Genomic DNA, 12,042 nt, shown 5'->3' with positions numbered 1-12,042 from the left:
CGTATCAGTTACTTGTCGCACAGCCGTACCGATCCCAGGAGTGCTCGTGGCCACCTCGCCCAAGCCCGCCCGTCCGTCCAGCCAGCCACGCCGCGCTGCCGTCATCGGCGGCAACCGCATCCCGTTCGCGCGGCAGAACGGCGCCTACGCCAGGGCCACCAACCAGGACATGCTGACCGCGGCCATCGAGGGACTCGTGGCCCGACATGGTCTCGCGGGGGAGCAGGTCGGCGAGGTCGCTGCCGGCGCCGTCCTCAAGCACTCGCGTGACTTCAACCTGACCCGTGAGTCGGTCCTCGGGTCGAGCCTGTCGGCGCGGACGCCCGCCTACGACGTCCAGCAGGCCTGTGGCACCGGGCTCGAGGCGGCCATCCTGGTCGGCAACAAGATCGCGCTCGGGCAGATCGACTCGGGAATCGCCGGCGGCACCGACACCGCGTCCGACGCTCCCATCGCCGTCAACGAGGGCCTGCGCGAGACGCTGCTCACCCTCAACCGCGCCAAGACCCCGGGCCAGCGCGCCAAGGCGCTGACCCACCTGCGCCCGGGCCAGCTGGTCCCCGAGATCCCGCGCAACGTCGAGCCGCGCACCGGCCTGTCGATGGGCGAGCACATGGCTCAGACGGCCAAGCAGTGGGGGATCACCCGCGAGGCGCAGGACGAGATCGCCGCCGCGTCGCACCAGAACCTCGCGGCGGCCTACGAGCGTGGCTTCTTCGACGACCTGGTGACGCCGTTCCTCGGCCAGACCCGCGACCAGAACCTGCGGGCCGACTCCACCGTCGAGAAGCTCGCCAAGCTGACGCCCGTCTTCGGCAGGGGCGAGGGCGCCACCATGACCGCGGGGAACTCGACGCCACTGACCGACGGTGCGTCGGCGGTGCTGCTCGGCTCCGACGAGTGGGCGGCAGAGCACGGCCTTCCCGTCCTCGCGCACCTCGTCGACGCCCAGACCGCGGCTGTCGACTACGTGACCGGCAACGAGGGTCTGCTGATGGCCCCGGCCTATGCGTTGCCCCACCTGCTCGAGCGCCAGGGGATGAAGCTGCAGGACTTCGACCTCGTCGAGATCCACGAGGCCTTCGCTGCGACCGTGCTGACCACGCTGGCTGCCTGGGAGAGCGAGGAGTTCTGCCGCGACCGGCTCGGACTCGACGCCCCGATCGGCGTGCTCGACCGGAGCAAGCTCAACGTCAACGGGTCCTCGCTGGCCGCCGGGCACCCATTTGCCGCGACCGGAGGACGCATCGTCGCCTCGCTCGCGAAGATGTTGCACGAGAAGGGATCCGGCTCACGCGGCCTCATCTCCATCTGCGCCGCCGGTGGCCAGGGTGTCATGGCGATCCTCGAGGCCGCCTGATGGCCGGCACCTACGCGGGCATCGTCAACAGCGCAGTGGGCGCCAAGCTCGCCGCGCAGCTCGGCCTGCCTCGCCCGGCAAGGCTGCGCAGGTATGCCGTGGGCGCACCACTCATCGAGGGCCCAGTCCTCGTCGGCGGCCTTGGTGAAGCTCCCGTGGCGGAGCGGGTCGGCGACCTGCTCAAGCTCGAGGGCGTCGACACGGTGACTGAGGTGGCCGCAGGCGAACGGGTGGCCGCGGTCGTGGCCGACCTGACCGAGGCCGCCGTACTCGGAGAGCTCGATGCCCTGCGTGCCCTCGTGGCTCCTGCCCTCAAGGGGCTACGGTCCAGCGGCAGGATCATCATCGTGGGCCGTAACCCCAAGGGCGCCAACGGATTTGCGCAGGCAGCCACTCGTCGCGCCTTGGAGGGCATCACGCGGTCGATCGGCAAGGAGCTGCGGGCCGGGGCCACCGCCAACCTCGTGCTCGTCGACGACGGAGCGGACGCCAACGTCGACGCCGCGGTGCGGTTCCTGCTGTCCGGCCGCGCGGCATACGTGGACGGGCAGGTCATCCGTGTGGGCGCAGGGACGCCCGCGGAACCAGCCGACTGGGCGAAGCCACTGGCCGGGAAGGTGGCCGTGGTCACCGGTGCCGCGCGCGGGATCGGTGCGTCGATCGCCGACGTCCTGGCGCGCGACGGCGCGACGGTGGTGTGCGTCGACATCCCGGCGGCGGGCGACTCGCTGGCCAGGACCGCCAACCGGGTCGGTGGGACTGCCTTCCAGCTCGACGTCACGGCGGCCGACGCCGGGCAGCGGATCCTCGACCACGCGACCAGCCGGCACGGTGGTCTCGACATCGTCGTGCACAACGCGGGCATCACCCGCGACAAGCTGCTCGCCAACATGGACGAGGGGCGGTGGGCATCCGTGCTCGACGTCAACCTCGGGTCGATCCTGCGGATGAACGAGGTCCTCCTCGCAGACGGCGGTGTGCGGGACGGTGGACACGTGGTTCTGGTCTCCTCGATCGCCGGCATCGCCGGCAACCGGGGCCAGACCAACTACGGCGCCTCCAAGGCCGGGGTGATCGGGCTGGTCGACGCCCTGTCAGCCGACGCGGCTCTCGTCGCCCGCGGCATCACCGTCAACGCGGTGGCACCCGGCTTCATCGAGACCGAGATGACGGCCAAGGTGCCGTTCGCGACCCGCGAGGTCGGCCGCCTGCTCAACTCGCTCAGCCAGGGAGGGCTGCCCGTGGACGTGGCGGAGACGATCGCCTGGTTCAGCCAGGACGCCAACGCCGGTGTCACGGGCAACGTCCTCCGGGTCTGCGGCCAGAGCCTGCTCGGTGCCTGAGATGGCGACCCAGACGCTGAGCGAGTCGCCTTCGCTGGCACCGCTGTTCGTCAAGGCGGCGCTCACCCAGCGCGGTCGGCGCGGTGACCTGCCAGCCACCGCCTGGCGCCGCGAAGGAGTGGTCGTGGACCGCGGGCACCTCCTCGCCTACCAGCGGGTCTGTGGGTTCACGGGCGGCGACATCCTGCCGCACACCTACCCCCACGTCCTCGGCTTCCCGCTCCAGGTGGCACTGATGGCCGACCGGTCCTTCCCGCTGCCGCTGCCCGGACTGGTGCACCTGGAGAACCAGATCACCGTCCACCGCCGCCTCACGGCCGACGACCGGCTGGACGTCACGGTGCGGGCCGAGGGACTGCGACCGCACGTCAAGGGCCGTCTCGTGGACCTCGTCACCGAGGTGGAGGTCGACGGCGTGCGCGTCTGGGACGGGCGCAGCACCTACCTGCGACGCGGACCCGGCGACGTCGACGCGTCACCGGGTGACCAGGCCCCGCCGTTGCCTGAGGGACCGCCAGCTGGGGTCATCCGAGTCCCCGAGGGACAGGGTCGGGCGTATGCCGCGCTGTCGGGTGACGTGAACCCGATCCACCTGCACGCGTTGAGCGCCAAGGCGATGGGGTTTCCGCGAGCCATCGCCCACGGCATGTGGACCGCCGCTCGCACGCTGGCCGCGCTCGAGCCGCGCGGAAACGACGCATCGAGCTCGCACCTGTGGTTTGCCAAGCCGGTCTTCCTGCCGAGCACGGTGGAGCTCGTGGTCGACGACGAGAGCCCGGTGATCGTAGCCGGGCTGCGCTCTGTCAAGGACCCGGCCAAGCCGCACCTGACCTTGACCCTCGCGCGTCCCTGACCTCGACCACTGGCCCCTGCCTGTCGAAACCATCGCAAGGCGTCCGAATCACCCACATCGGCGGACGGCGTCTTGGTGCGTCATGAGGTGGCGCCTAATGTCGGCGAAATGGAACCCACTCCCGAGCGGCCGTCTCCGGCGTCATGGCTGCACTCGGTCCGTCAGGGCGGGGTTGGCTCGATCCGCGCCGCCAACGAGGCTGTTCGACACGCCGGACCTGAGCGCGATGCCGCCCTCCTGATGGGCAAGGCGGCACTCGCGACGGTGATCGCCTGGCAGTTCGCCGTGCGGGTCCTGCACAGCCCAGCGCCCTTCTACGCGCCGATGGCGGCGTTGCTGGTCGTCGACCGCACCATGGTGCGCTCGCTGGGTGCCAGCGGTCAGCGAGTGCTCGCGGTCGTCGTGGGAATCAGTGCCGCGTGGCTCGTGGGCTCGTGGGTCGGCGTGCACTGGTGGAGCATGCTGCCGGTCATCTACCTGGCCCTGCTCATTGCTCGGTGGCGTCGCCTCGGTGACCACGGGATCCAGGTCCCGTCGATGGTGCTGCTGTCCCTGCTGACCGTCGGCGGAACGGACACGGAGTTCACCTACCTCACGATCGTGGAGACCGTGGTCGGTGGAGTCATCGGCGTGCTCACCAACGCCATCGTGCTGGCGCCCTTGCACATCCACCAGCCCCGCGACCAGATTAGGGCCCTGACGCGGAAGGTGTGCCTGCTGCTCAACGACATGGCCGCCGGACTGCGCGACGGCTGGGACAGCGACATGGCGCACCAGTGGTACGACACGAGCACCGAGATCATCCAGCTGGCGCCGGCAATCCAGACCGCGATCGACGAGGGCCGGGAGAGCACCAAGTTCAACCCCCGGGACAACCTGCGGCGGGTCGAGGTCGACTGGGCGGGCTACACCCAGACAGTCGAAGCGGTCCGGCGCAGCCAGTGGCAGGTCTCCGGGATCGCCCGCACGCTCGTGGATGCCGCGGACGAGAACGACGCCCAGCCCGCTCCGACCCAGCGGTTCCTGGAGAGCTACGCGCAGGTCCTGGACGAGATCGCCGGGGCGATCAGCCACTTCGGGCTGCCGGCCGACGCTGAGCGCGAGGTCGTGGCGACCTACCTGCGGACGGCGGACGAGATCATCGACCGGCTGGGCAACGAGGTCCGCACCGCCGACCTCGAGGACCCACAGGCCTGGCCGGCCTACGGCGCGATGCTCCTGGACGCTCAGCGACTCATCCGCGAGCTCGAGGTGCACAGCCACAAGGCGGTCATGCCGACCGACAGCGGCCCCATCCGCAAGCCTGCGCGCCGCATCGTCGGCCGCGCCTGACGCAGGCGCCAGGCGCCAGCGGTTTGGCGAAGTACCGCGACAGGTCCGAGTCGGCGTAGTGCCCGAACCGCACCGTCGGCTCGTAGCCGCTGGCCTCGTACAGGGCGATGGCGTCGGGCTGCATCGTGCCGGTCTCGAGGACGAGGACATCGGCACCCGCCTCGCGGGCGGTGTCCTCCAGGAAGGTGAGCACCCGGTGGGCATGACCCTGCCGCCTACCCGGCGGCGCGACATACATCCGCTTGATCTCGGCCACGCGCGCCCCGTCGAACATCCCCGCCAGGTCGGGCCGATGACGCCAGCCGCCCATGGCGACCTCCCGGCCGTCCACGGCGCCGAGCGCGAACAGGCCGCGGGGCGGCTCGAACTCGGTCGGGTCCACGGGGGAGTCGTCCGGGCCGCCGTAGATCACGACATAGTGGGCCTGCACCTCGTCGACCAGTCGCTGCACTCGCGGATCCGCGAACGAGACCGCCCCGACCGACAGCGAACCGGACCCGGGTGGCTGCAGCGCTGACATGCCTCCATCGAACCGCATCACGGTGGTCAGCCGAGCCGGTGGTGCACCCAGACCCCGGGCTCGACGTAGACGGCGTGGTCGTGCTCGACGCTGCAGTGCACGGGGTTGAGGGCGAACGGGACCACCACGTCGCCGGTTGCGTCGAACGGCTGGCCGGTCCAGGAGCGCCACTCGGACAAGGTCCCGGACATGGTCATGGCGCGCGGGCAGACCTTGACGATCGTCCCACCGGCCCTGACGTGCAGCCGCAACCAGGGATCTTCGGGCAGCCCGTCGTCACGCGTCCGCGCGGCATACTCCCGCATCGGCGTGTGCGGCTCGGCGGTCTTGAGACTCGGACGCACCGGGGCGTACAGGTCCTTGAACCCGAGTCGGATCGCGTTCTGCCGCTTGGCTTCCAGCATCACCGATGCGAGCCCGGTCCCACGCAGGTCGGGCCGGATGGCGACCTCGATGGCGGACAGGTGGGTGGGTGCGCGGCCGATCTGCTCGTCCAGCCAGGCCCACCGGATCACCCCGTCCCAGCCGTCGTCCGGCAGCGCGTCCCGACCGAGCGCCGCACCCATGGCGAACGGGATCGAGCAGGACCGTGCCACCGGGTGGTCCATGTCGTCCGCGGCAAAGGCCACCAAGGTGTATGCCGCGTACGTCGAGGTGGCGCGCGAGTAGAACAGGTCGGACACGGGGTCCTGCTGCATGAAGACCGGCCAGAGGCCCTCGAAGTCCCACATCGTGTCGACGAGGTCCGGGCGGTCGGCAAGGTTGACGATCAGGAGGTCCATGGTCTGACGGTAGAAGCCGGGGCCGGTCGCACGCGCGTGGTTTTTGTGTCCGCGAGCACAGACGCGACGAGACCCGGTTCGTACAGTGGCCACATGACGCCACGTCCGTTGACCGTCGAGTTCCTCCTGCTGGCCCTCGGAGACGACTCGGGCAGACCCCTTGTCGACAGCACCAAGCTCAAGGCAGCCGTGGCCGGCGCCGCAATCGTCGACCTGACCTTCGACGGGGCGCTGCGGCTGACCGAGCCGGGCGACCCGCAGTTCAAGGCTGGACGGCTGGTCCGCACCACCCAGACGGTCGAAGACCCACGCCTGGCCGAGGTGGCCGAGCTGTCGCACAACCGCAAGCCCAAGGACGCGGTCGGACGGATCGGTGGGATGAGCGCGTGGAAGGACAGGGCCGGAGGTCTCAAGGACGCCGTGCTCGACGACCTGGTCGCCGAGGGAGTCCTCACGCACAAGCAGGGCAAGGTCCTCGGGCTGTTCCCCACCAACGCGTGGCCGCTCGCCCGGCCCGAGGTCGAGCGCGAGATCCTCGACAGGGTGCGGGCCGCCGTCGTGACCGGCACGGAACCGGATGCGCGGACCTCCGCCCTGGTGGCCCTCCTGCACGCCGTCGACCTGCTGCCCAAGCTCTTCCCCGACCAGCCCAAGCGTGCGCTGCGGGCTCGGGGCAAGGCGGTCGCCGATGCCGAGTGGGGCGCCGAGGCGGTGCGCAAGGCGGTCCAGGACGTCCAGACCGCCATCACGGCGGCGATCGTGGCATCCAGCGTGGCCGCCACCAGCGCGACCGGCTGAGCGGCGAGACGACAACGACGAGGGCCGCCGGACGCGGTGCGCGTCCGGCGGCCCTCCTCAGCCGAGCGCCTCGGTCGGCGCGCCGTCGTCAGCCTCGGGCAACGTCGTACCGGTCGAGGTCCATCACCTTGGCCCACGCCGCCACGAACTCGCCGACGAAACGGTCCTTCGCGTCGTCGCTGGCGTAGACCTCGGCGAGGGCACGCAGCTCGGAGTTGGAACCGAAGACGAGGTCCGCCCTGGTGCCGGTCCAGCGGACCTGGCCCGACGCGTCCCGCGCCTCGAACGTCGAGGAGTCCTCGGACGTGGAGCTCCACTGCGTCCCGAGGTCCAGCAGGTTGACGAAGAAGTCGTTCGTCAGCGTGCCGGGTGCGTCGGTCAGCACGCCGAGGGCTGACCCGTCGTAGTTCGCGCCGAGGACACGCAGGCCGCCGACGAGCACGGTCATCTCCGGGGCGCTGAGGTTCAGCAGGTTGGCCCGGTCCAGCAGGAGGTACTCGGCACCGAGCCGGGATCCCTTGCCCGCGTAGTTCCGGAAGCCATCGGCCCGCGGCTCGAGGTAGGCGAAGGACTCGACGTCGGTCTGATCCTGCGACGCGTCCACCCGACCCGGCGTGAACGGCACCTCGACGTCCTGGCCGGCGGCCTTGGCCGCCTGCTCGACGCCGACACCGCCCGCGAGGACGATGAGGTCGGCCAGCGATACCTGGCGACCGCCGCGTGCGTTGAAGGCCTCCTGGAGCCCCTCGAGGGTGCGCAGGACGCTGGCCAGCTCGGCCGGGTTGTTGACCTCCCAGCCGTTCTGCGGTGCGAGACGGATGCGGGCGCCGTTGGCGCCACCCCGCTTGTCGCTGCCGCGGAACGACGAGGCGGAGGCCCATGCCGTGGATACCAGCTGGGCCACCGAGAGACCGGCTTCGGTGACGAGGCCCTTGAGCTCCGCGACGTCGTCACCCGTGATGGTCTCGCCCGTCGCTGCCGGGAGCGGGTCCTGCCAGAGGAGCACCTCACTCGGCACCTCGGGCCCGAGGTAGCGGGCCAGCGGACCCATGTCGCGGTGCGTCAGCTTGAACCAGGCGCGGGCGAACGCGTCGGCGAACTCCTGCGGGTTCTCCAGGAAGCGGCGCGAGATCTTCGCGTAGACCGGGTCCACGCGAAGGGCGAGGTCGGTGGTGAGCATGTTGGGCGCGATGCGCTTGGACGGGTCGTGGGCGTGGGGCGTCGTGCCCTCGCCGGCCCCGTCCTTGGGCTTCCACTGGTTGGCGCCGGCCGGGCTCTTCGTGAGCTCCCACTCGAAGCCGAACAGGTTCTCGAAGAAGTTGCTGTCCCACTGCGTCGGGGTCATCGTCCAGGTGACCTCGATGCCGCTGGTGATCGCGTCGGCGCCCGCACCGGTGCCGAAGCTGTTCTTCCAGCCCAGGCCCATCTGCTCGAGCCCTGCACCCTCCGGCTCGTCGGAGACGTTCTCGTCGGGGTCGGCGGCACCGTGGGTCTTGCCGAAGGTGTGGCCACCCGCGATGAGGGCGACCGTCTCCTCGTCGTTCATCGCCATCCGCTTGAACGTCTCACGGATGTCGCGGGCGGAGGCGAGCGGGTCGGGCTGCGCGTTGGGGCCTTCGGGATTGACGTAGATCAGGCCCATCTGGACGGCGGCCAGCGGGCTCTCCAGCTCGCGGTCACCGGTGTAGCGCTCGTCGCCGAGCCACTCGGTCTCCGGGCCCCAGTAGACGTCCTCGTCCGGTTCCCACACGTCGGCACGGCCGCCGGCGAACCCGAAGGTCTGGAAGCCCATCGACTCGAGGCTGACGTTGCCGGTGAGCACCATCAGGTCGGCCCACGACAGGTTGCGGCCGTACTTCTTCTTGACCGGCCACAGCAGGCGACGGGCCTTGTCCAGGTTGGCGTTGTCCGGCCAGCTGTTGAGCGGCGCGAACCGCTGCTGCCCGGCCCCGGCGCCACCACGGCCGTCCTGCACGCGGTAGGTGCCTGCGCTGTGCCAGGCCATCCGGATCATGAGCGGGCCGTAGTGGCCGTAGTCCGCCGGCCACCAGTCCTGCGAGGTGGTGAGGACCTGCGCGATGTCGCGCTTGACCTCGGCCAGGTCGAGGGACTCGAAGGCCTCGGCGTAGTCGAAGTCATCGCCGTAGGGGTTCGCCACGGCGGGGTTCTTGGCGAGGATCTTCAGGTTGAGGCGCTCGGGCCACCAGCCGCGGCTGCCGCCGCCCTGGACGGGCTCGGGTGCCCGTCCGTGCGCGACGGGGCACTTCTGGTCGCTCTCGTTCATCTCCGCGAGCTGGGTCTCGTGGTCCCCTGAGGTGGCAGGGCGGGTTTCGTGCTCGGACATGGCTTCCTTCCGGACGTGGGTGGTGACGGTCTGTTGCGTGGTCGGTCTGTGAGTCGTGGAGCTGAGTGGGGCGTGGATGCAGTTGTTCAGCTGGTCGGGTGGCTGGTGGTGGCTGCGTCGCCCTGCGCGGCGCACGTGGGGCACAGGCCCCGGAAGACGACCTCGGCCTCGTCGATGGTGAAGCCGTGGGCGTCGGAGGGGTCGAGGCACGGTGCGGCACCGACGGCGCAGTCGACGTCGGCGATGACGCCGCACGACCGACAGACGACGTGGTGGTGGTTGTCCCCGACTCGCGACTCGTACCGAGCGACCGAGCCGGGCGGCTGGATGCGGCGCACGAGCCCGGACCGAGTGAGGGCGTGCAGGCAGTCGTAGACCGCCTGGTGTGACACGTCCGGCACCTGGCGTCGCGTCGCGGCGATGAGCGAGTCGGTGTCGGAGTGCGGGTGCGCATGGACCGCGCCGAGGACCGCGACCCGGGGCCGCGTCACACGCAGCCCGGCGTCCCGCAGTATCTGCGGGTAGTCGCCCAGCTGTACGGCGGTGGGGGAGGTCACGTCCGGCAGTCTGGCCCGTCTTCTGGAACGAGTCAAGAATTCGTGCGAGGGTGTCCCAGTGGACGGATATCTCCCGCGCGGGGGCCCACGCCCGGCCGATAGCATCGGTATGCCGCGTGCTGACATCCGCACGCGGCATACCCAGTCATCCATCACCAGGAGTGAGCACCGTGTCTGCCCAGATCACTGTCACCGTCGCCGGAAGCGAGCGATCGGTGCCGGAGCAGACGACTGCCGCCGACCTCTTCGAAGGTGACCGCGCCGTCCTCGTGGCCCGCGTCAACGGCGAGCTGCGCGACCTGGCCCACGTGCTGGCCGACGGCGACGCCGTCGAGCCCGTGACCGCCCAGGAGCAGGACGGGCTGGATGTGTTGCGGCACAGCGCTGCCCACGTCCTCGCTCAGGCGGTCCAGGAGGTCAACCCCAAGGCTCGGCTCGGGATCGGGCCGCCGGTGCGGGACGGCTTCTACTACGACTTCGACGTGGCCGAGCCGTTCCAGCCGGACGACCTCAAGGCACTCGAGAAGGTCATGCAGCGGATCGTGAACGAGGGCCAGACCTTCGTGCGCCGCGAGATCAGCGACGCCGAGGCGGCGGTCGAGCTCGCCGACGAGCCCTACAAGGTGGAGCTGATCGGCCTCAAGGGCGGTGCTGCCGGTGACGCCGCCGACGGCGCCGATGTCGAGGTGGGTGGCGCTCAGCTGACCATCTACGACAACGTCAAGCGCGACGGGTCCCGTGCCTGGGGCGACCTGTGCCGCGGCCCGCACGTGCCCACCACCAAGGTCCTCGGGAACGCGTTCAAGCTGATGCGCAGCGGCGGTGCCTACTGGCGGGGGAGCGAGAAGAACCCGCAGCTGCAGCGCGTCTACGGCACCGCGTGGGCCACCAAGGACGACCTCAAGGCCTACCTCGAGCGACTGGCTGAGGCAGAGCGCCGCGACCACCGCAAGATCGGGCAGGAGCAGGACCTCTTCAGCTTCCCCGACGAGCTGGGCTCCGGACTGCCCGTCTTCCACCCCAAGGGTGGGGTGATCAAGCGGGTCATGGAGGACTACGTCCGACAGCGGCACGTCGAAGAGGGCTTCGAGTACGTCGGCACCCCGCACATCTCGAAGGAGGGGCTCTTCCACACCTCGGGGCACCTGCCCTACTACGCGGACACCATGTTCCCGCCGATGGAGTTCGAGGGCTCGAACTACTACCTCAAGGCGATGAACTGCCCGATGCACAACCTGATCTTCAGGTCGCGCGGGCGGTCCTACCGTGAGCTGCCGCTTCGCCTGTTCGAGTTCGGTTCGGTCTACCGCTTCGAGAAGTCGGGCGTCGTCCACGGGCTGACCCGGGTTCGCGGCATGACCCAGGACGACTCGCACTCCTACGTCACCCCCGAGCAGGCGCCGGCCGAGATCAAGCACCTGCTGGACTTCGTGCTCGGGTTGCTCAAGGCCTTTGGGCTCGACGACTTCTACCTCGAGCTGTCCACCCGCGACGCCGACAACGACAAGTTCATCGGGTCGGACGAGGAGTGGGAGGTGGCGACCAAGGTCCTTGAGGACGTCGCGACCGAGTCGGGACTCGAGCTCGTGGCGGACCCGGGTGGAGCGGCCTTCTACGGCCCCAAGATCTCGGTCCAGACGCGGGACGCCATCGGTCGTACCTGGCAGATGTCGACCATCCAGTACGACTTCAACCAGCCGCGGGGCTTCGAGCTCGAGTACCAGGCGGCCGACGGTTCGCGCCAGCAGCCCGTCATGATCCACTCCGCGAAGTTCGGCTCGATCGAGCGGTTCCTCGGCGTCCTCGTCGAGCACTACGCCGGCGCGTTCCCGCCCTGGCTGTCGCCGGTGCAGGTGCTCGGCGTGCCCGTTGCCGACGAGTTCTCGCCCTACCTGCACGAGGTGGCAGACCAGCTGCGCCGCAAGGGGATTCGCGTCGAGGTCGATGACAGCGACGACCGCTTCCCCAAGAAGATCCGCAACGCCTCGAAGTCCAAGGTGCCGTTCGTCCTCATCGCCGGTGATGAGGACCGCAGCGCCAGGGCTGTGTCGTTCCGCTACCGCGACGGCGAGCAGAAGAACGGCGTGCCCATCGACGACGCGATCGCCGAGATCGTGGCCGCTGTCGAGGCACGCGTCCAGGTCTGACGGCAG

The 12,042-nt window shown here is 70.0% G+C and carries 10 protein-coding genes; 6 read left to right on the top strand and 4 right to left on the bottom strand.

Annotated elements, in window-relative coordinates:
• The first annotated feature begins 46 nt into the window (after nt 1-46).
• The 4 genes from EAH86_RS06735 to EAH86_RS06720 all read left to right on the top strand — a co-directional run bounded on the left by EAH86_RS06735 (nt 47) and on the right by EAH86_RS06720 (nt 4,888).
• On the top strand, nt 47-1,360 hold the full coding sequence (locus EAH86_RS06735) for an acetyl-CoA C-acetyltransferase (RefSeq protein ID WP_140738017.1): 1,314 nt from the start codon (nt 47-49) through the stop codon (nt 1,358-1,360).
• Complete coding sequence (locus EAH86_RS06730; RefSeq protein ID WP_140738014.1) at nt 1,360-2,703, top strand: 3-oxoacyl-ACP reductase; 1,344 nt, start codon at nt 1,360-1,362, stop codon at nt 2,701-2,703. Before EAH86_RS06735 ends, EAH86_RS06730 begins: the two co-directional genes overlap by 1 nt.
• A gap of 1 nt (nt 2,704) precedes the next feature.
• The gene (locus EAH86_RS06725; protein WP_140738011.1) at nt 2,705-3,556 is read left to right on the top strand and encodes a MaoC/PaaZ C-terminal domain-containing protein; all 852 of its coding nucleotides are present in this window, start codon (nt 2,705-2,707) and stop codon (nt 3,554-3,556) included.
• A gap of 108 nt (nt 3,557-3,664) precedes the next feature.
• Nucleotides 3,665-4,888 carry an FUSC family protein gene (locus EAH86_RS06720; protein ID WP_140738008.1) on the top strand — a complete coding sequence of 408 codons (1,224 nt, stop codon included), beginning with the start codon at nt 3,665-3,667 and terminating at the stop codon, nt 4,886-4,888.
• Here EAH86_RS06720 and EAH86_RS06715 read toward each other — a convergent pair.
• Both EAH86_RS06715 and EAH86_RS06710 read right to left on the bottom strand, forming a co-directional pair.
• Complete coding sequence (locus EAH86_RS06715) at nt 4,827-5,408, bottom strand: GNAT family N-acetyltransferase (protein WP_140738005.1); 582 nt, start codon at nt 5,406-5,408, stop codon at nt 4,827-4,829. The genes EAH86_RS06720 and EAH86_RS06715 overlap by 62 nt on opposite strands.
• 26 nt (nt 5,409-5,434) lie before the next feature.
• Nucleotides 5,435-6,190: an N-acetyltransferase gene (locus tag EAH86_RS06710; protein WP_140738002.1), complete on the bottom strand. Its 756-nt coding sequence runs from the start codon at nt 6,188-6,190 to the stop codon at nt 5,435-5,437.
• 93 nt (nt 6,191-6,283) lie between these two features.
• Here EAH86_RS06710 and EAH86_RS06705 point away from each other — a divergent pair, with 93 nt between their 5' ends.
• Entirely contained in the window at nt 6,284-6,988 is a 705-nt protein-coding gene (locus EAH86_RS06705) for a GOLPH3/VPS74 family protein (RefSeq protein WP_140737999.1), read from the top strand.
• Between the two features lie 88 nt (nt 6,989-7,076).
• Here the strand turns inward: EAH86_RS06705 and katG are convergent, their stop codons facing one another.
• Nucleotides 7,077-9,332, bottom strand: coding sequence for a catalase/peroxidase HPI (katG, locus tag EAH86_RS06700; protein ID WP_206665756.1), 2,256 nt, complete (start codon nt 9,330-9,332; stop codon nt 7,077-7,079).
• A gap of 86 nt (nt 9,333-9,418) precedes the next feature.
• The gene (locus EAH86_RS06695) at nt 9,419-9,889 is read right to left on the bottom strand and encodes a Fur family transcriptional regulator (RefSeq protein WP_277752322.1); all 471 of its coding nucleotides are present in this window, start codon (nt 9,887-9,889) and stop codon (nt 9,419-9,421) included.
• Nucleotides 9,890-10,059: 170 nt separating this feature from the next.
• Between EAH86_RS06695 and thrS the strand changes: the two genes are divergently transcribed.
• Entirely contained in the window at nt 10,060-12,036 is a 1,977-nt protein-coding gene (gene thrS / locus EAH86_RS06690) for a threonine--tRNA ligase (protein WP_140737996.1), read from the top strand.
• Nucleotides 12,037-12,042 lie beyond the last annotated feature (6 nt).

The sequence above is a fragment of the Pedococcus bigeumensis genome (assembly GCF_006438965.1).
GTDB lineage: Bacteria > Actinomycetota > Actinomycetes > Actinomycetales > Dermatophilaceae > Pedococcus > Pedococcus bigeumensis_A.
The sequence above is the reverse complement of the archived record's forward strand: the minus strand, read 5'-3'. Positions and strand labels throughout refer to the sequence as shown.